General features: G+C 73.3%; 24 protein-coding genes. 12 read left to right on the top strand and 12 right to left on the bottom strand.

The window, feature by feature from the left end; genetic code table 11:
• The first annotated feature begins 67 nt into the window (after positions 1-67).
• Both D7044_RS07885 and D7044_RS07880 read left to right on the top strand, forming a co-directional pair.
• The gene (locus tag D7044_RS07885; RefSeq protein ID WP_120678357.1) at positions 68-268 is read left to right on the top strand and encodes a hypothetical protein; all 201 of its coding nucleotides are present in this window, start codon (positions 68-70) and stop codon (positions 266-268) included.
• Positions 268-1,062, top strand: a complete 795-nt coding sequence (locus tag D7044_RS07880) for a site-2 protease family protein (protein ID WP_120688386.1) — start codon at positions 268-270, stop codon at positions 1,060-1,062. The genes D7044_RS07885 and D7044_RS07880 overlap by 1 nt, the downstream gene beginning before the upstream one ends.
• Before the next feature lie 99 nt (positions 1,063-1,161).
• On the opposite strand, the gene D7044_RS07875 is transcribed toward D7044_RS07880, so the two are convergent.
• Positions 1,162-2,160, bottom strand: coding sequence for an aldo/keto reductase family protein (locus tag D7044_RS07875; RefSeq protein ID WP_120678353.1), 999 nt, complete (start codon positions 2,158-2,160; stop codon positions 1,162-1,164).
• Positions 2,161-2,229: 69 nt separating this feature from the next.
• Positions 2,230-7,740 (bottom strand): WG repeat-containing protein, encoded by a 5,511-nt coding sequence (locus tag D7044_RS33245; RefSeq protein WP_267901587.1) that lies wholly within the window; start codon positions 7,738-7,740, stop codon positions 2,230-2,232.
• Between the two features lie 241 nt (positions 7,741-7,981).
• Here D7044_RS33245 and D7044_RS07865 point away from each other — a divergent pair, with 241 nt between their 5' ends.
• The 3 genes from D7044_RS07865 to D7044_RS07855 are packed head-to-tail and all read left to right on the top strand — an operon-like array spanning position 7,982 to position 10,691.
• On the top strand, positions 7,982-8,833 hold the full coding sequence (locus tag D7044_RS07865) for an ABC transporter permease (RefSeq protein ID WP_120688385.1): 852 nt from the start codon (positions 7,982-7,984) through the stop codon (positions 8,831-8,833).
• The gene (locus tag D7044_RS07860; protein ID WP_120678345.1) at positions 8,826-9,641 is read left to right on the top strand and encodes an ABC transporter permease; all 816 of its coding nucleotides are present in this window, start codon (positions 8,826-8,828) and stop codon (positions 9,639-9,641) included. Before D7044_RS07865 ends, D7044_RS07860 begins: the two co-directional genes overlap by 8 nt.
• Before the next feature lie 36 nt (positions 9,642-9,677).
• On the top strand, positions 9,678-10,691 hold the full coding sequence (locus D7044_RS07855; RefSeq protein WP_233563164.1) for an ABC transporter ATP-binding protein: 1,014 nt from the start codon (positions 9,678-9,680) through the stop codon (positions 10,689-10,691).
• 8 nt (positions 10,692-10,699) lie between these two features.
• On the opposite strand, the gene D7044_RS07850 is transcribed toward D7044_RS07855, so the two are convergent.
• From D7044_RS07850 to nadA, 4 genes are all read right to left on the bottom strand, one after another.
• On the bottom strand, positions 10,700-11,251 hold the full coding sequence (locus tag D7044_RS07850) for a helix-turn-helix domain-containing protein (RefSeq protein WP_120678343.1): 552 nt from the start codon (positions 11,249-11,251) through the stop codon (positions 10,700-10,702).
• A gap of 124 nt (positions 11,252-11,375) precedes the next feature.
• Complete coding sequence (locus D7044_RS07845) at positions 11,376-11,978, bottom strand: DUF3043 domain-containing protein (RefSeq protein ID WP_120688384.1); 603 nt, start codon at positions 11,976-11,978, stop codon at positions 11,376-11,378.
• A 74-nt stretch (positions 11,979-12,052) separates the two neighbouring features.
• The gene (gene murA / locus D7044_RS07840; RefSeq protein ID WP_120678340.1) at positions 12,053-13,408 is read right to left on the bottom strand and encodes a UDP-N-acetylglucosamine 1-carboxyvinyltransferase; all 1,356 of its coding nucleotides are present in this window, start codon (positions 13,406-13,408) and stop codon (positions 12,053-12,055) included.
• 209 nt (positions 13,409-13,617) lie between these two features.
• Entirely contained in the window at positions 13,618-14,817 is a 1,200-nt protein-coding gene (gene nadA / locus D7044_RS07835) for a quinolinate synthase NadA (RefSeq protein ID WP_120688484.1), read from the bottom strand.
• 68 nt (positions 14,818-14,885) lie between these two features.
• On the opposite strand from nadA, the gene D7044_RS07830 reads away from it, so the two are divergent.
• The 3 genes from D7044_RS07830 to D7044_RS07820 all read left to right on the top strand — a co-directional run bounded on the left by D7044_RS07830 (position 14,886) and on the right by D7044_RS07820 (position 17,689).
• Positions 14,886-16,031: a glycerate kinase family protein gene (locus D7044_RS07830; protein WP_120688383.1), complete on the top strand. Its 1,146-nt coding sequence runs from the start codon at positions 14,886-14,888 to the stop codon at positions 16,029-16,031.
• A 155-nt stretch (positions 16,032-16,186) separates the two neighbouring features.
• The gene (gene erpA, locus D7044_RS07825; RefSeq protein WP_120678917.1) at positions 16,187-16,555 is read left to right on the top strand and encodes an iron-sulfur cluster insertion protein ErpA; all 369 of its coding nucleotides are present in this window, start codon (positions 16,187-16,189) and stop codon (positions 16,553-16,555) included.
• 156 nt (positions 16,556-16,711) lie between these two features.
• Entirely contained in the window at positions 16,712-17,689 is a 978-nt protein-coding gene (locus D7044_RS07820; RefSeq protein ID WP_120678337.1) for a carbohydrate kinase family protein, read from the top strand.
• Between the two features lie 36 nt (positions 17,690-17,725).
• On the opposite strand, the gene D7044_RS07815 is transcribed toward D7044_RS07820, so the two are convergent.
• Together D7044_RS07815 and D7044_RS07810 are read right to left on the bottom strand one after the other, a co-directional pair.
• Positions 17,726-17,959 (bottom strand): sulfurtransferase TusA family protein, encoded by a 234-nt coding sequence (locus D7044_RS07815; protein ID WP_120678335.1) that lies wholly within the window; start codon positions 17,957-17,959, stop codon positions 17,726-17,728.
• Positions 17,956-19,107 (bottom strand): cysteine desulfurase family protein, encoded by a 1,152-nt coding sequence (locus D7044_RS07810; protein WP_120688382.1) that lies wholly within the window; start codon positions 19,105-19,107, stop codon positions 17,956-17,958. The genes D7044_RS07815 and D7044_RS07810 overlap by 4 nt, the downstream gene beginning before the upstream one ends.
• A 198-nt stretch (positions 19,108-19,305) precedes the next feature.
• Between D7044_RS07810 and ctaC the strand changes: the two genes are divergently transcribed.
• On the top strand, positions 19,306-20,271 hold the full coding sequence (ctaC, locus tag D7044_RS07805) for an aa3-type cytochrome oxidase subunit II (RefSeq protein WP_120678331.1): 966 nt from the start codon (positions 19,306-19,308) through the stop codon (positions 20,269-20,271).
• Between the two features lie 10 nt (positions 20,272-20,281).
• Positions 20,282-20,710: a cytochrome c oxidase subunit 4 gene (locus D7044_RS07800; RefSeq protein WP_120678329.1), complete on the top strand. Its 429-nt coding sequence runs from the start codon at positions 20,282-20,284 to the stop codon at positions 20,708-20,710.
• A 108-nt stretch (positions 20,711-20,818) separates the two neighbouring features.
• Here the strand turns inward: D7044_RS07800 and D7044_RS07795 are convergent, their stop codons facing one another.
• The 4 genes from D7044_RS07795 to D7044_RS07780 all read right to left on the bottom strand — a co-directional run bounded on the left by D7044_RS07795 (position 20,819) and on the right by D7044_RS07780 (position 23,954).
• Positions 20,819-21,025 carry a hypothetical protein gene (locus D7044_RS07795; RefSeq protein WP_120678327.1) on the bottom strand — a complete coding sequence of 69 codons (207 nt, stop codon included), beginning with the start codon at positions 21,023-21,025 and terminating at the stop codon, positions 20,819-20,821.
• Positions 21,026-21,328: 303 nt separating this feature from the next.
• Positions 21,329-22,375: an anthranilate phosphoribosyltransferase gene (gene trpD / locus D7044_RS07790; protein WP_120678326.1), complete on the bottom strand. Its 1,047-nt coding sequence runs from the start codon at positions 22,373-22,375 to the stop codon at positions 21,329-21,331.
• 84 nt (positions 22,376-22,459) lie between these two features.
• Positions 22,460-22,855: a response regulator gene (locus D7044_RS07785; protein ID WP_120678324.1), complete on the bottom strand. Its 396-nt coding sequence runs from the start codon at positions 22,853-22,855 to the stop codon at positions 22,460-22,462.
• A 115-nt stretch (positions 22,856-22,970) separates the two neighbouring features.
• On the bottom strand, positions 22,971-23,954 hold the full coding sequence (locus D7044_RS07780; protein ID WP_120688381.1) for a cytochrome c oxidase assembly protein: 984 nt from the start codon (positions 23,952-23,954) through the stop codon (positions 22,971-22,973).
• Positions 23,955-24,062: 108 nt separating this feature from the next.
• Between D7044_RS07780 and ctaE the strand changes: the two genes are divergently transcribed.
• The gene (ctaE, locus tag D7044_RS07775; RefSeq protein WP_120678320.1) at positions 24,063-24,662 is read left to right on the top strand and encodes an aa3-type cytochrome oxidase subunit III; all 600 of its coding nucleotides are present in this window, start codon (positions 24,063-24,065) and stop codon (positions 24,660-24,662) included.
• A 70-nt stretch (positions 24,663-24,732) separates the two neighbouring features.
• The gene (gene qcrC / locus D7044_RS07770) at positions 24,733-25,569 is read left to right on the top strand and encodes a cytochrome bc1 complex diheme cytochrome c subunit (protein ID WP_120678318.1); all 837 of its coding nucleotides are present in this window, start codon (positions 24,733-24,735) and stop codon (positions 25,567-25,569) included.
• The last annotated feature ends 5 nt before the right edge of the window (positions 25,570-25,574 follow it).

The raw sequence follows: 25,574 nt of genomic DNA, 5'->3' as shown, positions 1-25,574 counted from the left end.
CGCCGGGGCGACTACGCTTGCGGGGGTTCGTCCCATGGGGACCACAGCGACGAGGGGAGACGCGGGCATGGCGTGGAGCTGGCGGTACGAGGGCACGGACGGCCAGCCGGCGACGGGTCCGGCGGAGTCGTTCGGCAGCCAGGCCGACGCCGAGTCCTGGATCGGTCAGGTCTGGCGCGAGCTCGCGTCGTCCGGCGTCACCTCGGTCGCGCTCGTCGAGGACGACCGCGTCGAGTACCGGATGAGCCTGCTGCCCACGGCCGAGTGATGGCGTACGACCGCCCGGGTGAGAACCTGGTGCTCGGCGTACCGCGGGCGGCGTTCCGGCCGAGCCCCGTCTTCGTCGCCCTGGTGGCGCTCTTCGCGACCACCGGGGCGCTCGCCTGGAACGAGGTCGGCAACGTCCGGCTGGACGTCTTCGGATTCGTGGTCTCCGGCTGGCTGGTCTCGCTCTGCCTGCACGAGTACGCCCACGCGATCGTCGCCTTCCGGGCCGGTGACCGCAGCGTCGCGCACCGTGGCTACCTGACGCTCAATCCGCTGAAGTACAGCCACCCGCTGCTCTCCATCGCCCTGCCGGTGCTCGTGGTGCTGCTCGGCGGCATCGGGTTGCCCGGCGGCGCGGTCTGGGTGGACCGGCACGCCATCCCGGGCCGGCTGCGGCACACCCTGGTCAGCCTCGCCGGGCCGGCCACCAACGTGCTCTTCACCCTCGTGCTCGTGCTGGTGCTGAGGGTCGGCAGCGGTACCGGCGGGTCGATCGAGTTCTGGGCCGGTGTGGCGTTGCTGACGTTCCTCCAGCTCACCGCGAGCGCCCTGAACCTGCTCCCGGTGCCGGGACTGGACGGCGGCAACATGATCCAGCCCTGGCTGAACCCGCAGTGGCGCAAGATGTACGACCTCTTCGCCCCGTACGGCTTCATCCTGCTCTTCGCGCTGCTGTGGAACCCGCGGATCAGCGGCTGGTTCTTCGACGTGGTCTTCAGCGTCGGCGAGCTGCTCGGCCTGCCGTCCTGGCTCTACGCCGCCGGGCTCGACCTGATCCGCTTCTGGCAGGGCTGACGGGCCCCGTCGCGGGGCGACGGCGCGGCCGGTCGCTCGGGCGTCCGGCGACCCGTCCGGTCCGGCCGGGCAGAACGCGCCGGCCGGACCGGGTGGGTGTCACGGGCGCTGCGCCGGGCTCTCGGTCTTGGCCGGGTCGCGCTCGGTGATCGGGTTGACGATCTCGTCGATCGCCTTGAGCAGGTCGGCGTCGAGCTTCACGCCGGCCGCCTTCACGTTGTCGTGCACCTGCTCGGGGCGGGACGCGCCGATGATGGCCGACGACACGTTCGGGTTCTGCAGCACCCAGGCGATGGCGAGCTGGGCCATGCTGAGCTCGGCCTGCTCGGCCAGCGGCCGGAGCTGCTGCACCCGGGTCAGCACCGCGTCGTTGAGGAACCGGGCGATGGTGTTCGCGCCCGACTTCTCGTCCGTCGCGCGCGAGCCGGCGGGCGGCGGCTGACCCGGCTGGTACTTGCCGGTGAGCACGCCCTGGGCCATCGGCGACCAGACGATCTGGCCGACGCCCAGCTCCTCGCTGGTGGGTACGACCTCGCCCTCGATGACCCGCCACAGCATCGAGTACTGCGGCTGGTTCGAGATCAGCGAGATGTTCAGCTCGCGGGCGAGCTTGTGCGCCTCGCGGATCTGGGACGCCTTCCACTCGGAGACGCCGATGTAGTGCGCCTTGCCGGAGTGCACGACGTCGGCGAAGGCCTCCATCGTCTCCTCCAGCGGCGTGCTGTAGTCGTACCGGTGGGCCTGGTAGAGGTCCACGTAGTCGGTCTGCAGCCGGCGCAGCGAGCCGTTGATCGACTCCATGATGTGCTTGCGGGACAGGCCCCGGTCGTTGCGACCCGGGCCGGTCGGCCAGTACACCTTGGTGAAGAGTTCGATGCCCTCACGCCGCTCACCCTTCAGGGCGCGGCCGAGCACCTCCTCGGCCCGCGTGCCGGCGTACACGTCGGCGGTGTCGAAGGTGGTGATGCCGGCGTCGAGAGCGGCCCGGACGCAGGCGAGGGCGGCGTCCTCCTCGACCTGCGAACCGTGGGTGATCCAGTTGCCGTACGAGATCTCGCTGACCATCAGGCCGGAACGGCCAAGGTGACGGAATTCCATGACCTCGACCCTAACCCCGATCTTCGGCGGGCCTCGCCTCGCCGTCCCCCGGCGTGTACCGGCTGTGGGCTAGAGCACCGGATTGGTGTCGGCGAGCAGCCGCTCGATCTCCTCGAGCACCTCCTCCTGGGTGCGGTGCGCCGGGTCGATCAGCGGATTGCCGCGCCGGTCGAGCGCGCCCCACCGTCCGGCGCCCGTACCCACCAGGAACGCGACCGGATGCACGACCAACGCCGGATGCACCGGCGGCACGAGCACCGCGCCGGTGTGATCCACCACGCCGTGCCGGCCGCCCAGCTCGATCACGGCGAGCCCCTCGTCGGTGAAGCCGTCGACGTACCGCCCGTCGGCGAGCGCCGTGCGGAAACTGTGGTACCGCGTCGGCACCACGATCTGGCCGGTCCGGTCGACCGCGCCCCAGCCCTCGCGGCGGACCGCGGCCACACCCCGGCGGAACGGCCGTACGTCGGCGAAGCCGGGCGGAATCACCACGTCCCCTGTCGGGTCGACGGCGAGCCAGCCCTCGGCGGCGTTGCGGACCACCCAGGCCAGCCCGTCGGAGAAGGGCCGGACCGCGAGGTACGACGGCTCGATCACCGTGGTGCCGGTGAGCGCGATCAGTGACCAGCGGTCGGTCTCCGGACGGCGTACCCAGGCCAACCCCTCGCGGAACTGCTGGGTCTCCGCGTACCGGGCGGGGACGACCAGCTCGCCCTCCGGGTCGGTGTAACCCCAGAGCGCGCCGTCGCGGGCCGGCACCGGGGGTTGGATCCGCTCCAGCACCTCGTCCCGGCTGCGGGGGTACGGCCCGAGGCCCTCCGCCGCACGCTCGGCGATCGCGTCGAGCGCCGTCCGGACGCGGTCCAGCAGGTCGGCGTCCCCGGCGCCGCGCAGGTCGAGCGCCCGCTCGAAGTGCAGGCACGCCTCCATGAACCGGCCCTGGTCGACGCAGGAGCGCCCGGCGTGCTCGTGCAGCGCGGCGCGCAGCCGGTCCGGCAACTCGGGCGAGGTGGCCCGGGCGAAGAGCTGGTCGGCCTCCACGAACTCTCCCCGCCAGCGGAGCACCTGACCCAGCCGGGCCTGGGCGAGCGCGATCCGGCGCAGCTCACCGGTCGCCTCCGCGTACGTGAGGGCGAGGCGCGCGTCGGCGAGGGCGTCGTCCAGCTCCCCGAGGACGCGGGACACCACGGCCCGGAGGCTCAGCAGCCGGGCGCGGGCCCGGTTGTCGACGGCCGTACCCAACTTTTCGGTGAGCCGTCGCCGGACGATCTGCAACTCGTCGGGATCGTCCACGATCTCCCGCAGCGTCTCCGGATCGATCCGCCACCGGTACCCCGCCAGCACCTGCTCGGGATCGCCCTGCTCGGCAGGGTTCGGCGCGGAGACCGGTGCGGCGGGGGCGGTAGCCGCCGGCGGCGCGGAGACGGGGGCGGACGCGGTCGCTGCCGGTGGCGCGGAGACGGGGGCGGTCGCTGCGGGCGGTGCGGAGATCGGTCGGGCGGGCGCGGTCGCCGCGGGTGGTGCGGAGACCGGCGCGGCCGTGACCGTGGTGTCGGGGGCGGTGGGCGGCGCGGTCACCGCTGCCGTGGGTGGCGCGGGAGTCGCGCCGGAGGGTGGCGCGGAGACCGGCTCGTCCGGTCGACCGGGTTCCGGCTCGGACGCGACAGTGGCCGCGGGTGACGGCGACGCGAACCCGGCTCCGGGCCCCCCACCGTCGGACGGCGCGGAGATCGGCGGTGTCGGTGGTGCGGAGACCGGAGCCGGCGGTGCGGAGACCGGCGTGGCGGCGGTGGCGGGCTGCGGCGGCGACGCGGGGCCGGGCGTGGTCGTCGGTGCCGACCCCGGGACGGGAGCGACGGCGGGCTGCGGCGGGGATGCGGGCTCCGGGGCGGACCCCGGAGCCGTGCCCGGCTGCGGCATCCGGCCGGAACCCTCCGCGCCGGGCCCCGTCGTCGCGTCTACCGGCGCCGAATCGTCCGGCCGTGCCGTCGCGTCGGGCCGCGCCGAATCGTCCGGCCGTGCCGTCGCGTCGGGCCGCGCCGAGCCGTCGGGCCGCGCCGAGCCGTCGGACCGGGCCGTCGCGTCGGGCCGTGCGGTCGTGTCGACCGGCCTCGGCGAAGCGTCGGTCGGGGTGGCGCTCCGCGCGCCAGTGACCCGTGCGTCCGAGGATGTCGGGTCCGGCCCGTCGGACGGTCCCGGCGGCCCGGACTCCGGCGGCGTGCTTACCGAGGCAGCCGGTGCCGGAGGGAGCGGGGGAGCGGGCGGTGCGGAGGTCGGGCGCGCTGCCATGGCCGGCTCCGCCGCCGGCCGTCCGCCGAGGTCGGTCGTGGCGGGCGGGGTGAGTTCGGGCTCCGGCAGCGGCCGGGTCGGCTGCCCGGAGGCTTTGGTGGCGGGCGGCGTGGAAGCCCCGGACAGCGGCTCAGTGAGCCCCGGCTCCGCTGCTGTGGGCCGAGCGGCGGGCGGTGCGGACACCGCGGTCGCGGTGGCGGCGACGAGGGTGTCGGAACCGGTGGGCTGGATGGGCCAATCCGGTCCTCCCGCGTCGGGCGTGGACGGTCCCGGGACCGGGCCCGCGGTGCCGGCCGCGTCGGGGTCGTCGGCGCTCTCCGGACCGGGCGTCGCCGGACCGGCCGGCCGGGTGCCCGGCGTTGGGATGTCGGACGTCTCCGTACCGGCCGTCCACACGACGGACGGCTCCGGCGTGGCCGGACCGGGCGGGGAGTGCGCCGGGACGGGTCGCGCCGCTTCGGGCGGTGCGGAGACCGGTGCGGCGGGCGGTGCGGAGATCGGGGCGGCGGGCGGTGCGGAGACCGGGTGGGCCGGGCCGGGGACCGGTGCCGCGAGGTCAGCGGGGGGCGACGCCGGAACCTGCTCGGCCGGTACGACCGCGACGTCAGTCGCCGGCACCGCGCCGCTCGCCGGCACCGCGGGTACCGGCGGCGGGGTCGCCGTGGGTTCGGCACGGGTGGCCGCCGGGGCGATGGTGGCGGTCGGCACGGCGGGGTCATCGTCCCCGTGGTCCGGTGCTGGTACGTCCGGCAGCGGCGTACCGCCGTCCGCCGTGGAGCGCGACCGCTCGGCGGTGACCGGCGGGGCGGGAATCTCCGGCCCGGGAACCGGGTGCGGGCGGGCCGGAGCGACCGGTTGCGGGTCGGGCTCGCCCCGGTTCGCCGGTGCCCACGGGTTCGGCACGTCCGCTTCGGCCGCCGCGGACTGCCCCGCGTCCGAGCGGCCGGTCGCCGACGCGGGTGCCGGGGCGTCGACGGAGGCGGCGGCCGGTGCGGCCGCTTCGACCGGTTCGGGGACCGCAGACCGCGGCTCGTCGATCGTCTGCGCGGGCTGCGCGACGGAGGCGGTCGCCGGCGGTGACGCCGGGTCGGACGTCGGCCCCTCGACAGCTCCGGACGCCGACGGGGCGACCGAAGCGCCGGTCGGCGTCGGCGGCTCCGACGTGGCCTCGGCAGCCTGCTCCGCCGGGCCGGTGGCCGGCGCCGACTCGTCGGGCGTCGGACGGGCGGGACGGAACCAGGCCTCCGCACCGCCGCTGGGCTGAGGTTCCGGTCGGTACGCGGGAGCGGGCGGATCCGATGGCGGTGGCGGGACGTAGACCCGGGGAACGCCGGGTGCCGGGGAGAGCGGCGGCGTCGCCGCGCCGTGCGGACCGGGCGCGACGTCGCCATCCGTGCCACGTCCGGCGTCGGTCGCCCCTTGGCCCGCGAGCGGGTGGCCGTCGGGGCGTTCGACGCCGGGACGGGTCAGGTCCGTCGGCCGCTCGCGGGCCACGTCAGGCCGCCCGTCACGCGGAGGTGGTGCCTCGTCCTGCGGCCGCCGGACCGGCGCACGCGTCTCGCGCGGTGCGGGCGAGACGGGTGCGGGTGGGCCGGGCCGGGCGGGCGGTCCGGTGACGGGGCTCGCCGAAGCAGGCGACACCGGTGCCGCTGAGACGGGTCGGGCCGGGGCGGGCGAGATCGGTCGGTCGGGTCCGCCGGGCCGCGGGGCAGTGGGGTGCGCCGGTGGGGTGGCGTGCGTCGGCGACACCGGCGCCGCTGAGACGGGTCGGGCCGGGGCGGGCGAGATCGGTCGGTCGGGCCCGCCGGGCCGCGGGGCGGCGGGATGCGGCGGCGGGGCAGTGTGGTGCGTCGGCGGGACCGGCGCGGGTGAGACGGGCCGGGCTGGTGCGGGCGAGATCGGTCGGTCGGCTCCGCCGGGCCGCGGGGCAGTGGGGTGCGCCGGCGGGTTGCCGTGCGTCGGCGGAATCGGCGCCGGGTACGGCCTGCCGGCGGTGGGCGTCGCCGGTCGGCCGCCGGGAGGCGACGCGGACGGGCCGGACGGCGGCACGTCCCGGGCCGGTGCGGCGGCGGCCGGTGGGTAGGGCCGCCCGGGCGCCCGGCGCGCGTCGTCGTGCCACGGTGGAGGTTCCTGCCGGCCGGCGCCACGGGGCGGCAGGTCGGGCTCGACCGGTCGGCGCTGGTCCGGTCGCGGTTCGCCACGCAGCCCAGGGTCCAGGCCGGGGCGCGCCGCTCCCGCCTCGTGCTCCGGGCGTGGGCGGGCCTCCCGGTACGACTCCGGCCGGACCTCCTCGCGCGGACGGCGCTCGGCGTACGGATCGGCGTAACCGGCCGCCTCGCGGGGCTGCCCGCGCCGGTCGTCCTCGTGGCGCGAAGGCCCACCGCGGTCGTACGCCCGGTCGTCCTCGTAACGCGGCTGGCTCTGGCGCTCGTGGTCGGGGCGGCGGAACTGCTCGTCGTCGTTGCGGGGCCGCCCGGCGGGGCGCTGCGGCCGCTCCTCGTAGTGCGGCCGTTCCTCGTAGTGCCGACGGTCGTCGTAACGCGGCCCGCGTACGTCGTCGGGGTGGCGGCCTTGCTCCGGGTGCCGTGCCGGGTCGTGGCGGAGGTCGTCCGGACGCCGGTCCCGTTCGGGCGCGTGACCCCACGGGTAGCGCTGTCGGCCGCCGGCCGGCAACCGCCCCTCGGGAGCGGCCGGCCATCCGCCGTCGTGGCGGCGCGGTGTCGACTCCTCGTCCGGCTCGGGCATCCAGCCCGGCTGCGGGGAGCGGGGGGCGGGGGAGACCGGCGGGTACCCGGGGTGGCGTTCGTCCCGGCGCGGGCGGGAGTCGGGTGTCGTTCCCCGGTCCCAGCCGTTCTCGCGAGCGCCGCGCTCCTCACCGCGGGGGCGGCGGTCGGTCCACTCGGTCCGGCCGTCCGGGTCGGGGCGGCGCGTCGGCGGCCGCTCGTCGGGCCAACCCGGTTCGCCGTGCGGACCGCGGTACGGCTCGTCGTCGTGCCAGCGCCCGTCGACGCGGCCCGACCGGCGCTCCCGGCCGTGCGCCTCCTCTTCGGGCGTCGGATCGTCGGTCCACGAGCGGCCCACGTACGTGCCGTCGGGCCGGGTGGGGGCGAGCGGGGGCACCTCGGCGCGGCTGACCACCGTGGCTCGGCCGCGCGGTGGTGGGGTGTACTGCGCGCCGATGTCGCCGGGGTAGCGCTGACCGGGGAACTGGGGGTGCCACTCGTGGGTCGGTTCGACCATCCAGGATGGTTCGGCCGGGTCCTGCCACCGATCCGCGTACCGGCTGCTCATCCGGCGTGCCTGTCGCCTCGCCCGGGGCACGTGCCGGCGGATGCCCGCCCCCGTCCGGCCGTGACCGCGACACGGTGACTGCCGGACGCCGGACCGTTCTGGACCGCGTTCAGGTGGCCGGCTCGCGTCCGCTCGGTCACGGCGTTGTCACCTCGTTGCCAATTGTCGCGCTGGGGCCCCGACCTGCCGGTAAAGTCGCGGGTTCCCGGGCAGGGCGTGGCTGCGGATGGAGGGTAACGGCGTGGGCTCGGTCAACGCCACTGTGGCACCGTTCACCACGTCAAACGTTATCCTATGGTTCCGGACATTTTGGGCGATAGCCGCATCCGGTTTCCGACGATACTCCACCTACCGTCAGGCCGCCCTGGCCGGGATCGTCACCAACACCGTCTTCGGATTCCTCCGCTGCTACGTGCTGCTCGCGGTGGCCGGCGCCGCCGGCTCCGCGGCCGGGTACGACCGGCGGCAGCTCACCACGTTCGTCTGGGTCGGACAGGGTCTGCTCACCGTCGTCCAGCTCTGGGGCTGGACGGAGCTGGCCGACCGGATCCGCACCGGGGACGTCGTCGGGGACCTGCTCCGTCCGGTGCACCCGGTGACCGCGTACCTCGCCACCGACACGGGTCGCGCCGGCTACGCCGCGGTGGTGCGGCTCCTGCCCCCGGTGCTGGTGGCCCCGCTCTTCTTCGAGCTGTACCTGCCGGCCCGCTGGCCGACCGTGCCGCTCTTCGTCGGCTCGGTCGTCGCCGCCGTGGTGCTCTCCTTCGCCTGCCGGTACCTGGTCAACACCACCGCCTACTGGCTGGCGGACGTGCGCGGCCCGCTGGTCCTCTGGACCCTCGGCTCGGGTGTGCTCAGCGGGCTCTACTTCCCGCTGCGTTTCCTCCCCGAGTGGGTGTACCAGCCACTGTGGATCGTCACGCCGTTTCCCAGCCTCCTGCAGACCCCACTCGACGTGCTCGTCGAGCGGGACCCCACGCGGGTGCAGGTGACCCTGGTCGCCGTGCAGATCTGCTGGGCCGCGCTCCTGCTGGCCGCCTGCCGGCTCGTGCAGCGCCGGGCCGAACGTCGGCTGGTGGTCCAGGGTGGCTGACCGGCCGGGCGGGACGCTCACCGCGTACCGGGCGCTGCTCGGCGCGCAGGCGCGTTCGCAGACGGCGTACCGGGCCTCGTTCGTGGTGGACCTGGTCGGCAACGTCGGGGCCACCGTGTTCGACGTGCTCACCGTCCTCGTGCTCTTCGGCGTCACCCGGGAACTGGGCGGCTTCACGCTGCGCGAGACGATGGTGATCGTCGGCCTCTCCGCGTTCGCGTTCGCCACCGCCGACCTGCTGGTCGGCAACATCGAGCGGATCCCCCGGTACGTACGCACCGGCCTGCTCGACGCGGTGCTGCTGCGACCACTCGGGGCGCTCCCGCAGCTGCTGCTGATGGACCTACCGCTGCGCAAGGTGTCCCGGGCGCTCTTCGGGCTCGCCGTCTGGGTCACCGCGGTCGCGGCCGCCGACATCGACTGGACGCCCGCGCGGGCAGTGCTGGCCGTGGCCGCCCCCGCCGCCGGGGTGGTCTTCTTCGGCTCCGTCTTCGTCGCCACCGCCACCGTCTCGTTCTTCTGGATCGAGTCGGGCGAGTTGGCCAACTCGTTGACCTACGGCGGGCGTGACTTCACCTCGTACCCCGTCACCGTCTACGGCGGCTGGTTCCGCGCGCTCTTCGCGTACGGCCTCGGGTTCGCGTTCGTCAGCTACCACCCGGCGCTGGCGCTGCTCGGCCGCGCCGACCCGCTCGGCCTCCCGCAGTGGGTGAGCTGGGCGGCACCCGGGGTCGCGGTGGTGGCCGCCGCGCTCGCCGCCGGGGCCTGGCGTTTCGGGATCCGCCACTACCGGAGTACGGGCTCGTGACGGGGTCGACCATCAGGGCGAGGGCGAGGGGTGAGCGTGGCAGCGTCGCAGTCACGAACTGAGATAATTCAGGCGCGCGGGCTCCGCAAGGAGTTCACGGTACGCGTCAAGGCCGGTCGCCTGCGGCGCCACAAGCAGATCCGGGCCGCGGTCGACGGGCTCGACCTGCGGGTGGAGCGGGGCGAGACGGTCGGCTACATCGGGCCGAACGGAGCCGGCAAGTCCACCACCTTGAAGATGCTCACCGGCGTGCTCACGCCGAGCGCGGGCGAGGTACGGGTCTGCGGGCTGCGCCCGGTCGCCCAGCGCACCCGCCTCGCGCTGCGCATCGGGGTGGTCTTCGGACAGCGCTCCCAACTGTGGTGGGACCTGCCCCTGCGCGACTCGTTCGACCTGCTCCGGCACGTCTACCGGGTACCCGCGGCCGAGCACGCCGCGCGGCTGCGCCACTGCCGCGCCCTGCTCGACCTGGACGATTTCCTGGACGTTCCCGTCCGGCAGCTCTCCCTCGGCCAGCGGATGCGCGGCGAGCTGACCGCCGCGCTGCTGCACGGGCCGGAGGTGCTCTTCCTCGACGAGCCGACCATCGGCCTGGACGTGGTGAGCCGGCAGGCGGTCCGGGGCTTCCTCGACGAGCTGGGCCGCACCGGTGACACCACGTTGATGCTGACCACCCACGACCTCGCCGACATCGAGCGGCTCTGCCCCCGGCTGGTGGTGATCGACCACGGGCGGGTGGTGCACGACGGCTCGATCGCCGACCTGCACGAGCGGTACGGGTCGCGCCGGCTCGTCGTCGCCGAACTGGACGCGCCGCTGCCGCACCCGCCGACCCTGCCCGGCGCCCTGCTGCGGGAGGTGGCGGCGGACGGCCGCCGCCTGGTGTACGCGCTGGAGTCCGCCGGGGTGGCGCAGGTGGTCTCCGGCCTCGCCGGCCTGGCCAGCCTGCGGGACCTGTCGGTCGTCGAGCCGGACATCGAGGAGGTCGTGACGCGGCTCTACCGGACACCGCCGGAGACGACGGCCCCGGCGGTGGCCGGGACCGGCTGAGCACGACCTCAGGGGTGCTCCAGCACCAGTACCGCCATGGTGTTGCGCGCCAGCGCCTCGTACCGGTGCGGGGTGTCTGCGGGGAACGCCGCGTAGTCGCCGGGGCCCAGCTCCACCAACTCGGACTCGGGGCCGACCCGCAGCCGCCCGGTCGCCACCACGATGTGTTCGACACTGCGCGGGGTGTGCGCCTCCGCGTTGCCCACCGCGCCGGGTTCGAGCCGGATGAGGTAGATGTCGCGGCGCACCTCCGCCGAGCCGGCGCTGAGCAGCGCCCCGGCGAAGTCCGCGTGCTCGGAGCGGATCCGTGGACCCTCACCGGCCGGGATCATCCGTACCTCGCGCGGCTGCCCCTCGAACAGCCGCGCGATGGGTATGCCGAGCGCGTCGGCGAGCGCCCAGAGCGACCCCACGCTCGGATCGCCGTCGGCGCTCTCGAACCGGGCGAGAACGGACTCGGCGAGCCCGGCCCGGTGTGCCAGGTCAGCCCGCGTCAGCCCGGCCCGCTCGCGTTCCCGGCGCAGCGCGGCGGCGATGTCGGCCAGCGGGGGAGCGGGCATCGGTCACTCCGTTGCTCTCGGTGGCGCGTTCCGCATGGTTGACCATGCGTACGCTACCGCGAACCGAGGGTGACCGGACGGCGCTCGCTCGCCTCGCCACCGCACCCGGCGACGTGGCGTCGGCTCAGACCGAGTCGCCGATCTCGACGCGCGGCTGCGGGGTCCGCATGCGTCGGAAGGTGATCGACCGCATGATCGCGTAGAGGTAGAGCGAGCCCATGCGCTGGCCGGTGGTGGGGTAGCGCTCGCGGACCAGCTTGCCGATCTTCCGCGAGATCAGGATCGAGTCGACCACCACACCGAGCGCCAGCACGCCCCAGAGCAGGTTGGAGATCAGCCGGACCAGCGGCGGCATCGCGCCGTTCGACCCGAGCAGCACGATCAACGCGCCGCCGAAGAACCAGGTGCCGACGTTGCGCCGGGAATCGACCACGTTCCGGGCCAGCAGCCGCTCCTCGCCCCTGTCGCGGGGGCCACCTTCGCGACGGAACTCGGCGGCCGACTCGGCACGCATCCGCCGGCGGTGCTCCCGGGCCTCCTCCTTGGTGAGGGGCTTGGTGGGGGCGCCGCCCGGACGCCGGCCGACGCTCGGCCGCTTCGGGGTCTCGCGCCCCTTGGCGGGCGTGTAGCCGCGGGGGCGGGCGGACTCGGACTCCTCGTCGGGCGTCACCGGGGTGACGGCCTCGTCGGCGAGGTCGGTGGGCTTTCGGCGAAACAGCGACGGCACGGGGAAAGGGTAGCCAAACGACGGCGCCCGGTGCACATCGCGGTGCACCGGGCGCGAACTCGAAGGGGTGAACGCTACGGCCGCTCGGCGTGGGCGCCCAGGTCGGCGAGCTTCGCTTCGAAGTCCTCGTAGCCGCGGTTGATCAGATCCACGCCGTACACCCGGGAGGTGCCCTCGGCGGCGAGCGCCGCGATCAGGTGGCTGAACCCGGCCCGCAGATCCGGGATGACCAGGTCGGCCGCGTGCAGCTTGCTCGGCCCGGCGATGACCGCCGAGTGCTTGAAGTTGCGCCGGCCGAAGCGGCACGGGGTGCCGCCGAGGCAGTCGCGGTAGACCTGGATGTTGGCCCCCATCGAGTTCAGCGCCTCGGTGTAGCCCAGCCGCTGCTCGTAGACCGTCTCGTGGACGATCGACAGGCCGCGGGCCTGGGTGAGCGCCACCACCAGGGGCTGCTGCCAGTCGGTCATGAAGCCGGGGTGCACGTCGGTCTCCAGCGCCACCGACTTCAGCTCGCCGCCCGGGTGCCAGAACCGGATGCCACCCTCCTGGCCCGGCTGGCCGTTACGCGGCGGCCGCAGGTCGGTCACCTCGTACTCGCCGCCGACCGACCGGAAGATGTTCAGGAAGGTCATCATGTCGGCCTGCTGCGCACCGAGCACCTCGACGTGCCCGCGGGTGGCCAGCGCGGCGGCGGCCCAGCTCGCGGCCTCGATCCGGTCCGGGATCGGCCGGTGGGTGTAGCCGTGCAGCTTCGGCACGCCCTGGATCTCGATCACCCGGTCGGTGTGGACCTTGATGATCGCGCCCATCTTCTGCAGCACGCAGATCAGGTCGAGGATCTCCGGCTCCACGGCGGCGTTGCGCAGCTCGGTGACGCCCTCGGCCATCACGGCGGTGAGCAGCACCTGCTCGGTGGCGCCGACGCTGGGGTACGGCAGCGAGAACTTCGTGCCGCGCAGGCCGTTCGGGGCGGAGAGGTGCAGCCCCTCCGGCCGCTTGTCGACCGTGGCGCCGAACTCGCGCAGCGCCTGGAGGTGGAAGTCGATCGGGCGTGGCCCGATGTGGCAACCGCCGAGGTCGGGAATGAACGCGTGCCCGAGCCGGTGCAGCAGCGGCCCGCAGAACAGGATCGGGATGCGGCTCGACCCGGCGTGCACGTTGATCTGGTCGGTGCTGGCGCTCTCGACGTTGGCCGGGTCGAAGACGAGTTCGCCGTCCTCCTCGCCGTCGGTCACCTTGACCCCGTGCAGCCCGAGCAGGCCTCGGACCACCTCGACGTCGCGGATCTTCGGCACGTCGAACAGCCGGCTCGGGCTGTCGCCGAGCAGGGCGGCGACCATCGCCTTGGAGACGAGGTTCTTCGCGCCGCGCACGCGGATCCGCCCTTCGAGCGGAGTGCCTCCGTGCACGACCAGGACGTCCTCGGTCAACGCAACCTCCAGCGCATCGGTGCTGCCGTGTTGATGTGGGGCGCGATGCCTACCGCTACCCCGGATGCGGTCGTATCGAAACGGACCGCCTGCGTCGTTGCTCCGGCAGCATAGTCCTCGGCGGCGAGAATGGAACCGGTCACACCACCCGGAGGGTGTTAAATCGGCGATCCCGCACTAATGGGTATCAACGACGCTACGGAACGTGATCAGTTGGCGGTCGGCACCGAGGCGTCGACGCCGGGAAGTGCCAGCATCTGGTCCAGGGCCGAACGAGCGTGCCGGGCGGTGTCCGGATCCACGGTGATCTGGTTCACCACCCGACCGGCCACCAGCTCCTCCAGCGCCCAGACCAGGTGCGGGAGGTCGATCCGGTTCATGGTCGAGCAGTAACAGACCGCCCGGTCCAGGAACATGATCTGTTTGTCCGGGTGGGCGATGGCGAGCCGGCGGACCAGGTTGAGCTCGGTGCCCACCGCCCACGCCGAGCCGGCCGGCGCCGCCTCGATGGTCTTGATGATGTACTCGGTCGAGCCGACATGATCGGCCGCGGTCACCACCTCGTGCCGGCACTCCGGGTGGACCAGCACGTTCACCCCGGGCACCCGCTCGCGGACGTCGTTCACGCTCTCCAGGGTGAAGCGGCCGTGCACCGAGCAGTGCCCCCGCCAGAGGATCATCTTCGCGTCCCGCAGCTGCTCCGGCGTCAGCCCGCCGTTCGGCTTGTGCGGGTCGAAGAGCACGCAGTCGTCGAGCGAGTAGCCCATCTCCAGCACCGCCGTGTTGCGGCCCAGGTGCTGGTCGGGCAGGAAGAGCACCTTCGAACCCTGCTCGAACGCCCAGTCCAGCGCCCGCTTGGCGTTCGACGAGGTGCAGACCACCCCGCCGTGCCGGCCGACGAAGCCCTTGATGTCGGCGGAGGAGTTCATGTAGGTCACCGGGACGGTCTCTTCGGCGACGCCCAGCTCGGTCAGTACGTCCCAGGCGGCCTCGACCTGCCCGAGGACGGCCATGTCCGCCATCGAGCAGCCGGCGGCCAGGTCCGGCAGGACCACCTTCTGGCTGTCGGTGGTGAGGATGTCGGCGCTCTCGGCCATGAAGTGCACGCCGCAGAAGACGATGTACTCCGCGTCCGGCCGGGCCGCCGCCTCCCGGGCCAGCTTGAACGAGTCGCCGGTCACGTCGGCGAACTGGATCACCTCGTCGCGCTGGTAGTGGTGCCCCAGCACGAACACCCTGCTCCCCAGCGCGGCCTTCGCGGCCGCGGCCCGGGCCACCAGGTCGGGGTCGCTGGGCGCCGGAAGATCGCCCGGACACTCCACTCCGCGCTCCGTCGCCGGGTCGCTTCCCCGCCCGAGCAGCAGCAGGGCCGTGGCCGTGTTGGAGGGTTCTACCCAGGTGGAAGTCACGTCCCCCATGGTCCCACAGCGCGAACGGTGTGCAGCTTCCACCGGTGTGTGCTGCCACACTGCTCGGCATGCGCGTGCTGCTCTGCCCGGACAAGTTCGCCGGCACCCTGACCGCACCGGCGGTGGCCGCCGCGATCGCGGCGGGTTGGCGTACGGTCGCCGACCGTGACGATCTGCTGATCCGGCCGCTCGCCGACGGTGGGCCCGGCTTCGTCGACGTGCTCGCCGACGCGTCGGACGGCCACCGGAGAACGGTGCCGACGGTCGATCCGCTCGGCCGTCCCGTCACCGGTGAGATCCTGCTCACCGCCGACGGCACCGGCTACGTCGAGAGCGCTCAGGCGTGCGGTCTGCACCTGCTCGCCGACGCCGAGCGGGATCCGAAGATCACCAGCTCCTTCGGCCTCGGCCTGCTGGTCGCCGCGGCGGTCGAGGGGGGCGCCCGGCGCGTGGTGATCGGGCTCGGCGGCTCGGGCACCAACGACGCGGGGGCGGGAATGCTCGCCGCGCTGGGCGTCACCGCGCTCGACGAGGCGGGCCTGGCCCTGCCGTACGGGGGCGCGGCGCTGGCCGCCGTCGCCGGGCTCGACGGGGCGCCCCGGCTGCGCGGCGTCGACCTGGTGGCCGCCACCGACGTCGACAATCCGCTGCTCGGACTGCACGGCGCGAGCAACGTCTTCGGCCCGCAGAAGGGTGCGGACCGGGCGGACGTGCTCCTGCTGGACGCCGCGCTGGAACGCTTCGCGGCGGTGCTGGAACGGGATCTGCCCGGTTGTCCGGCGTCCCTCGGCGCGCTGCCCGGAGCCGGGGCCGCCGGCGGGATCGGCGCGGCGGTCCTCGCCCTCGGTGGGCGCTGCGAGTCGGGCATCGGCCTGGTCACCCGGGCCATCGGCCTCGACGAGGCGCTGGACGAGGTCGACCTGGTGATCACCGGCGAGGGCTCCTTCGACCATCAGTCGCTGCGCGGAAAGGTGGTCGCCGGGGTGGCCGGGGCGGCTCGGGACCGGGGGCTTCCCTGCCTGGTCCTGGCCGGTCAGGTGAGCACCGGCCGGCGGGAGGCGGCCGCCGCGGGGGTCACCGACGCGTACAGCCTGGTGGAGCACTTCGGGGGCGACGAGCGGGGCCTGGCGGAGGCGCTCGGCCGGCCCGCCGACGGGCTGCGCGAGCTCGGCGCCCGGCTGGCCGGGCAGTGGAGCCGCCCCCGGCAGGTGTGACCCGCGCCGCCCGGGGCAATCCCGAGCTCACGTCCAGGGGTCAGTGCGGCCCGGACCGGCCTACAATCAAAAATTGGACCACAGTGGGAATCGCCGACGGACGGGTGACGTTGGTCGGGGACGAACACACCACGAGCGCGCAGGGAGAATTCCACGTGACCACGCCAGCGCAGACCGAGTCGACCGAGGCCCAGGCCGCCACCACCGTCGTCCTCACCGACGTCGCGGCGCAGAAGGTCAAGGCCCTGATCGAGCAGGAGGGCCGTGACGACCTGCGGCTCCGGGTCGCGGTGCAGCCGGGCGGCTGCTCCGGCCTGCGGTACCAGCTCTTCTTCGACGAGCGCTCCCTCGACGGTGACGTCGTCAGCGGCTACGACGGCGTCGAGGTCGTCGTGGACCGGATGAGCGCCCCCTACCTGGCCGGCGCCACCATCGACTTCGCCGACCGGATCGACGCCCAGGGCTTCACCATCGACAACCCCAACGCGGGCAGCTCCTGCGCCTGCGGTGACTCCTTCAGCTGAATCGACCTCAACGAGGACGGGGCCGCCCATCTGGGCGGCCCCGTCCTCGTTGCGGCCCGGTTTCCGGCGGGTGACCGCCGTCCTACCGACCGGACACCGCGGGATTACCGGCCCGGTAGGCTGGCCGCGCCCCGCTCCCGAACCATGAGGGTTGACATGAAGATCGCGGTGACCGGTTCGATCGCCACGGACCACCTGATGAGCTTCCCCGGTCGCTTCGCCGACCAGCTCATCGCCGACCAACTGCACAAGGTGTCGCTCTCCTTCCTGGTAGACGATCTGGTGCTGCGCCGCGGCGGAGTGGCGGCGAACATCGCCTTCGGCATGGGGCAGCTCGGCCTGCACCCGGTGCTCGTCGGGGCGGTCGGCGCGGACTTCGCCGACTACCGCTCCTGGCTGGAGCGGCACGGCGTGGACTGCGACTCGGTGCACGTCAGCGAGGTGGCCCACACCGCCCGCTTCGTCTGCACCACCGACCTCGACATGTGCCAGATCGCCTCCTTCTACGCGGGGGCGATGAGCGAGGCACGAAACATCGAACTCGCCCCGGTCGCCGATCGTCTCAGCGGCCTCGACCTGGTCCTGGTCGGCGCGAACGACCCGGAGGCGATGCTGCGGCACTCCGCCGAGTGCCGCGAGCGCGGCTACCCCTTCGCGGCCGACCCCTCCCAGCAGCTGGCCCGGATGGCCGGCGAGGACGTGGTCGCGCTGATCGAGGGCGCCGAGTACCTGATGACCAACGACTACGAGAAGTCGCTCCTGCAGAGCAAGGCCGGGCTCAGCGACGAGCAGCTGCTCGACCTCGTGAAGGTCCGGGTCACCACGCTCGGCAAGGACGGCGTGGAGATCGCCGGACGCGACTTCGACCCGATCCACGTGCCCATCGCCCGGGAGATCCGGGCGGTCGACCCGACCGGTGTCGGGGACGGTTTCCGCGCCGGCTTCTTCACCGCGCTCTCCTGGGGCGTCGGCCTGGAGCGGGCCGCCCAGGTGGGCTCGCTGCTGGCGACCCTGGTGCTGGAGACCGTCGGTACGCAGGAGTACCAGGTACGCCGGGACCTCTTCATCAAGCGCCTCGGCGAGTCGTACGGCGACGTGGCCGCCGACGAGGTCCGCCCGCACCTGGTGGCCTGAGCCGCTATTCGGGCGGGACGGCCGGCGCGGGTGTGATCAGTGCACGCGGCGGACGTCGTAGGCGGGCCCGTCGGGTCCGGTGACCCGGGCGACGAACTCCTGTCCCCGCATCCGGCACCAGGCGGGGAGGTCCACCGCCGCCGCCGGGTCGTCGGCGAGCACGCGTACGACCGTGCCCACCGGCAGCTCCGGCAGGCGGCGGGCCACCGCGATCACCGGCAACGGGCAGCGCTGGCCCCGGCAGTCGAGCACCTCGTCCGGCATCGTCACAGCCCCACCACCCCCGCCTCGGCCCGCAGGGCGGCGACGATCCCGGGCAGCTCGGCGAGGAAGCGCTCGACATCCTCCGCCGAGGTCTCCCGGTGCAGCGACACGCGGACGTTGCCGTGCGAGAGCACCCCCATCGCCTCCAGCACGTGTGACGGCCGCAGCGTCGAGGAGGTGCACGACGAGCCGGAGGAGACCGCGAAGCCCCGCCGGTCCAGCGCGTGCAGCAACGCCTCGCCGTCGACGTAGAGGCAGGAGAAGGTGACCAGGTGCGGCAGCCGGCGCTCCGGGTCGCCGACGACCTCGACGTCCGGCACCTCCGTCGCCACCCGGGCCCGGATCCGGTCGACCAGCGGCGTCAGCCGGGCCGCCTCCGCCTCGGCCTCCGCCGCCACCGCGCGCAGGCTGGCCGCCGCGGCCACCACCGCGGGCAGGTTCAACGCCCCCGGCGTACGACCCGACTCGCGCTCGTCGGCCGGGTAGGGCGACTCCCAGCGGACGCCCTTGCGCACCACCAGCAGGCCGACGCCGGCCGGGCCGCCCCACTTGTGCGCGCTCGCGGTCAGCACCGACCAGCCCGCCGGCACCGGCATCCGCCCGACCGCCTGGGCCGCGTCGACGTAGAGCGGCACCCCGGCCTCGGCGCACGTGGCGGCCGCCCCGGCCACCGGCTGGAGGGTGCCCACCTCGTGGCTGGCCGCGATCAGCGCGGCCAGCGCCACGCCCGGCTCGCGCACCTCGGCCGACCAGGCGTCGAGATCGAGCCGCCCGAGCCGGTCCACCGGCACGGCGACGGCGTCGCCGCCGCCGGACACGTGCCGCTCGGCCGCGTGCAGCACCGCCGAGTGCTCGATGGCGGAGTGCACCAGCCTGCGGCCGGTCCGCTGTCGACCGGCCAGTCCGCCGAGCACGGCGGCGTGCGCGGCGGCCGTGCCGCTGGCGGTGAAGGAGAGCTCGTCGGGGCGTACGCCCAGGGTCTCGGCGGCCGCGCCCCGGGCCGCGTCGAGCAGCTGGCGGGCCCGACGGGCCTGCGTGTAGAGCTTGCCCGGGTCGGCCCAGCCGTCCTCGAGGGCGGCGGACAGCGCCTGCCGCGCCACCGGGTGCAGCGGCGTCGCCGTGGCGGCGTCCAGGTATACCGGGGAGGCGCTCACGACTCATTACGCTATCTCGCCGATCGAGCCAAGATCCCCCGTTGGGGGTCGGAGAGTGACCCCAACACGGTCCAGCCGGTCATGGTCGAGTAATCTGCGACCGTCGGTGACGCCTTTGCCGCAGGTGCTGTCGCTCCGGGAGCCGGAGATCGACAGGACAAGGACAGACACCGCGGCGCGCTAGGGAGGCAGGACCAGGTGGTCGCAAGGAGTTCGGAGGTACGGCCGTCGGCCGTACGGCACAACGCGGGAGCCGGCGGGCGCCGGCGGCGTGGTGCTGGTCGGCTCGCCGGGCTCGGTCTCGGCGGCGCGGCGCTGCTGTTCCTGCTCACGGGCTGTGACGTCGGCAAGACGTTCCACGGCTTCGGTTGGCCGCAGGGCGGTATCACGCCGCAGTCGCACCGGATGTACGACCTCTGGATCGCATCCTGCATCGCGGCGCTCGCAGTCGGCGTCTTCGTGTGGTTCCTCATCTTCTGGTGCGTGATCCGCTACCGGAAGCGGGGCAACGACCTGCCGGTGCAGACCCGCTACAACATGCCGATGGAGTTCCTCTACACCATCGCGCCGATCCTCGTGGTGTCCGTGCTCTTCTACTACACGGCGATCGTGCAGACCGACGTGAACAAGCTGAGCAAGAACCCGGACGTCACCGTCGAGGTGGTGGCGTTCAAGTGGAACTGGCAGTTCAACTACCGCGACGGCCAGGGCGTGGACGCCAACACGGTCGCCTCGACGCTCGGCACCAGCGAGGTCATTCCGATCCTCGTGCTGCCGACCGGTCGGTCCATCCGTTTCGAGGAGACCAGCCGGGACGTCATCCACTCGTTCTGGGTGCCGGAGCTGCTGTTCAAGCGCGACGTGATGCCCGGCAAGATCCGCAACGTGTTCGAGGTCTCCAGCCTGGACAGTGAGGGCGCCTACGTCGGACGCTGCGCGGAGCTCTGCGGCACCTACCACGCGTTCATGAACTTCGAGCTGCGGGTCGTCTCGCCGGAGGAGTACGACCAGTTCCTCGCGGCCAAGCGGGACGGCAAGACCACCCAGGAGGCCCTGACCGCGATCGGCGAGGACCCGTACGCGCAGACCACGGCGCCGTTCGAGACGCGGCGTACGGAGCACAACTTCAACCCGGACCCGGCCCCGGCCGGCGCGGGACGCTGAGGGAGCGGGCATGAAGACCGAGTGGCGTATCTTCCTGATCATCGCCGGCTTCCTCTTCGGCGCGACGATCCTCTACGGCGCCTGGACCGCCGGTGAGGCGGACGGCCGGGTCGAGTGGGTCGGCACCACCGCGCTGGCACTGTCGTTCTTCCTCTGCTCGATGTGCGGCGGCTTCTTCTGGTTCGTCTCCCGCCGGATCGACCTGCGTCCGGAGGACCGTCCGGACGCGGAGATCGCCGACGGCGCGGGCGAGGTCGGCTTCTTCAGCCCCGGCAGCTACTGGCCGTTCGGGCTGGCGCTCGCCGCCGCCGTCGCCGGCCTCGGCCTGGTCTTCTGGCAGTTCTGGCTGGTCGGCGCCGGCCTGGTGGCGGTCATCTTCGCCGTGTGCGGGCTGCTCTTCGAGTACTACTCGGGCACCCGGCGCACCGCGGAGCACTGAGCCCGCCGCAACCGGACCAACCACGAAAGCCCGCCTCCTCGGAGGCGGGCTTTCGGGTGTCCGGGGCCGGTGCGGCGTGGTGAGTGCGGGGCCGTGGCGCGGGTGCCGTCAGGCGGCCCGGCGTCGGGCGGGGGACTGCCCGCGGGCTTGGCCGAGGCGAGGCGCGCGGAAGGTGAACGTGGCGATCAACACGGCGCCGCCGCAGCGGGTGCAGACGAGTTCGGGGCAGTCGGCGCCGTGCCCGTCGACGCAGGGTGGCGTCTCGAACTGCTGAACGCCCTGGCAGCTGTCGCAGTAGAGCTCTCGCTCCGACACGGGCGTCTCCTCTCGCTGTGGGCCGCCGGAGTGACGCCGTGCCGCTCGGGGGAGCGGGGCCGGTCGTGGGCGTCGGCCCGACGGAGGTCGAATCACTCCGTTGTAGTTTGGCACGCCGCTCCGACATGAACGGTCGCGCCCGCGTGCGCTCGATCGACTCGACTTCAAGGAAGTCGGGCCATCGCGGTCGCTGGGACACCCCGACTTCAGCGAAGTCGAGTCGATCAAGACGATCCAGGCGGCGACCACCGCGACCTCGGCCGCGGCGGCCGTGACCACCGCGACCTCGGCCGCGGCGAGGCCTCAGAGCCCCTTGGCGACCTCGACCCAACGCTCCAGGGTGGCCGCCGCGGCGCCGGAGTCGATCGACTCGGCGGCGCGGGCCAGCCCGCCCCGCAGCGCCTCGACGAGATCGCCGTCCAGCGGGCCCTGGGTGGCCAGCGCCGCCGCCGCGTTGACCAGGACGGCGTCGCGTACCGGCCCGGGCTCGCCGGCCAGCAGACGAAGCGCCACGGCGGCGTTGTAGGGCGCGTCACCGCCGCGCAGGTCGGCGAGGGTGGACCGGGGTACCCCGAGGTCGACGGCGTCCAGCAGCGTCTCGCGTACGGTGCCGCCCTGGGCCACCCAGACCCGGGTCGGCGCGGCGGTGCTGAACTCGTCCAGCCCGTCCTCGCCCCGCATCACCAGCACCGAGTCGCCCCGGGCGGCGAAGACGCCGGCCATCACCGGCGCCATCCGGGAGTCGAAGCAGCCGACCGCGCCGGCGCGGGGGCGTGCCGGGTTGCTCAGCGGGCCGAGGAAGTTGAACACGGTGGGCACGCCCAGTTCGCGCCTGACCGGGCCGGTGTGCCGCATACCCGGGTGGAAGCGGGCCGCGAAGCAGAACGCGATGCCGGCCTCCGCCACGCACCGGGCCACGGCCTCCGGGCCGAGATCCAGCGGTACGCCCAGGAACTCGAGCAGATCCGCGGTGCCGCAGAGCGAGGAGGCGGCGCGGTTGCCGTGCTTGACCACCCGTACGCCGGCGCCGGCCACCACGAGCGCGGCCATGGTGGAGATGTTGACCGTGTGAGCGAGATCGCCCCCGGTGCCGACCACGTCCAGGGCGGTGGCCCGCTGCTCGTCGCTGAGCTGCACCGGGACCGCCCGGGTGAGCATCGCCTCGACCAACCCGGCCAGCTCGGCCGACGTCTCACCCTTGGCGCGCAGCCCGACCGCGAACCCGGCGACCTGCGCGGCGGTGGCGGCGCCGCTCATGATCTCGCCCATCGCCCAGGCCGTGTCGGCGGTGGAGAGCTCTTCGCCGCGCAGCAGCGCGTTGAGCAGGTGCGGCCAGGTCCGATCGCCCATCGCGGGCCTCCCGAGCATGCGGATGCGGGTGGGTGAACCGGCGCCGGTCGGTCCGGCGCCGTGGTCGGTGCCGGAGCGGGGACGTCAGGCGGGTGCGTGCGTCCGCAGCAGCTCGGCCACCGTGTTGCCGGTGGTCACCGGGTCGAGCGGGTGCACCAGAGTGGCGTCGACCTCGGCGTAGGCGGCGAGCCATCGGTCCGCCGTGCGGGCGATCACCACGCAGGTCGGCGGCGCGTCGGCCCGGTCGTCCTTGATCTGGCGGGCGATTCCGATGCCACCGCCGGGCGTCGCCTCGCCGTCGAGCAGCAGGAGGTCGATCTCGTAGTCGTCGACCAGCCGGACGACCTCGGCGTAGGTGGCGGCCTCGACGAACTCGATCAGGAGACCGGGCGCGGGCCGGGTGCCGACGGCGAGCCGCATCCGGTCACGGACCTGCGGGTCGTCGCTGTAGAGCAGGACGGTGCACTCACGATCGCTCATGCCGACACTCCGCTTCGCTATCCCACCTCGTAGCTGCCCGCCGATCGTACCGGTCGACGTGACACAGCCGACATCCCGCCCGGCGCCGCTCCTCGGCGACGTACCCCGGCGCAGCTCAGGCCGCTGACTCGGCGGCGCGCTCGCGGGCCTCCTGCCGGTCGAGCTCGCGGTCGACGCGGCGTGCCTCCCGCTCCGACTGTTTGATCCACTGGACCACCAGCACGGCGAGCATGGTCACGCTGACGAACTCGCCGCCCGCCCAGAGGATGCCGCCGGCGAGCACCTGATCGTCGAACGGGTCGGCCCAGTCGAGACCGAGGGAGGGGTACCAGTCGCCACCGAAGAGCGTGGTGCTCTGCATGACGGTGAGCCCGAGCACGGTGTGGAACGGCACGGAGAGCACCATCAGCAGCGCCCGCGCCGGGTAGGGCCAGCGTCCGGGGAGTGGATCCAGGCCGAGCAGCGGCCAGAAGAACACGCAGCCGGTCATGATGAAGTGCGCGTGCACCAGCTCGTGCGCCCAGGCGTGCTCCAGCGTGAACCGGTACAGGTCAGTGAAGTAGAGCACGAACGGATTGACCACGAAGATGGCGAACGCCACCAGCGGGAAGCTGTAGACCCGGGCGATCCGGCTGTGCACGATCGCGAGCAGCCGCTTGCGGGGTCGCTGCGGAAGCGTCCGGAGGGCGAGCGTCATCGGCGCGCCCAGCGCCAGGAAGATCGGCGCCACCATCGACAGCATCATGTGCTGCACCATGTGCACGCTCAGCAGCGCCGTGTCGTAGGCGTGCAGCCCACTCACCGTGACCAGCGCGATCCCCCCGAGGCCGGGCCCGAGGAAGAAGACGGTCCGGGCCACCGGCCAGTGGTCGCCACGCACCCGCAGCCGGTGTACGCCGTAGAGGTAGATCCCGGCGGCGAGCACCAGGCCGACCGCGAGCCAGCTGTCCAGCCGGGTCTCGGTCAGTACGGCGCCGATGGTGAACGGCGGCGGGAGCGCCTCCCCGCCGGCCGCGCTCGACGGCAGGGCCGAGACGCCGCCGGCGGCGTACGCCGAGGCGGTCGAGGTGGCGGCGAAGATCGGATCGACGTGCAGCACGCTTTTCAGGCTAGGCCAGGCGAACCGGACGACCACGATCGGGCCACCCTGACCACCGGTTTGGCCCCCCGCTGATCGTGGATGCCGGTCAGGGGCAATAATGACCGCGTGACTGCGGCCCCAGCCATTGACAAGAGCCGGATCCACTCTCTGACCCGACCGAACATGGTCAGCGTCGGGACGATCGTGTGGCTCTCCAGCGAACTCATGTTCTTCGCGGCGCTGTTCGCGATGTACTTCTCCATCCGCGCCGCGGCGCCGGAGCAGTGGGCGAAGCACACCGAGCACCTCAACATCCCGTACGCGACCACCTTCACGGTGATCCTGGTGTTGTCCTCGGTGACCTGCCAGCTCGGTGTCTTCGCGGCGGAACGGGGTGACGTGCACGCGCTGCGGCGCTGGTTCACGATCACCTTCGTGATGGGCCTGATCTTCGTACTCGGGCAGCTCAACGAGTACCGCACGCTGGTGCACGAGGGCGTGAAGATCAACGAAGACGGCTACGGGTCGATGTTCTACCTGACCACCGGCTTCCACGGTCTGCACGTGACCGGCGGTCTGGTCGCCTTCATCATCTTCATGATCCGCACCACCATGGGCCGGTTCACGCCGGCGCAGGCCACCTCGGCGATCGTCGTGTCGTACTACTGGCACTTCGTCGACGTGGTGTGGATCGCGCTGTACGCCATGATCTACTGGCTTCAGTGATCTTGGCGCATCACGAACTGCGCCGTTGCTCCGTCCCCTGAGAAGGTCCAACCGGTTAAGGACACAGGTCATGACTTCTGACAACGACCGCCGACGCGGTCTGCTCGCGCGGCTGCGCGGGCGGCCCGCGGCGCGCAGCAGGGGCCGCCGCCGGCTGGGCGCCGCGGTCCGGCTGCTCGCCGCGCTGACGCTCGCCGGCGGCGCCTACACCGTCTTCGCCCCTGGTGCGCAGGCCCAGGACGCTCCGCCGCTGAGCAGCGCCGCTGCCGAGGGCAAGGCGCTGTTCGACGTTAGCTGCGTGACCTGCCACGGTCGCAACGCGCAGGGTGTCGAGGGACGCGGCCCGAGCCTGATCGGCGTCGGCGCGGCCTCGGTCGAGTTCCAGGTGAGCAGCGGCCGGATGCCGGCGACGCGCCAGGAGGCCCAGGCGCACCGCAAGCCGCCGCTCTTCACCGACGAGCAGACCCGCCAGCTCGCCCAGTACATCCAGGAGCTCGGCGGCGGCCCGGAGCTGCCGCAGGGCACCAACCTGCGCGAGGGCGGCGACATCGCGACCGGCGGTGAGCTGTTCCGGATCAACTGCTCGCAGTGCCACGCCTTCGGCGCCGGTGGTGGCGCGCTCTCCTCGGGCAAGTTCGCCCCGAGCCTGCGCCCGGCGAGCGACCGGCAGATCTACGCCGCGATGCTCAGCGGTCCGCAGAACATGCCGGTGTTCGGCGACAACCAGCTTCGGCCGGACCAGAAGGCCGACATCATCGCCTACATCCAGGAGACCCTGAAGCACGACCAGGACCCGGGTGGTTTCAACCTGGGCCGGTACGGCCCCTCCACCGAGGGTCTGGCGATCTTCCTGGTCGGCATCGTCGCGCTCGTCTTCGCCACCCTGTGGATTGCGGGCAAGTCGTGACCGAG

Source organism: Micromonospora musae (genome assembly GCF_003626635.1).
Classification (GTDB): Bacteria; Actinomycetota; Actinomycetes; order Mycobacteriales; family Micromonosporaceae; genus Micromonospora; species Micromonospora musae.
The sequence above is the reverse complement of the archived record's forward strand: the minus strand, read 5'-3'. Positions and strand labels throughout refer to the sequence as shown.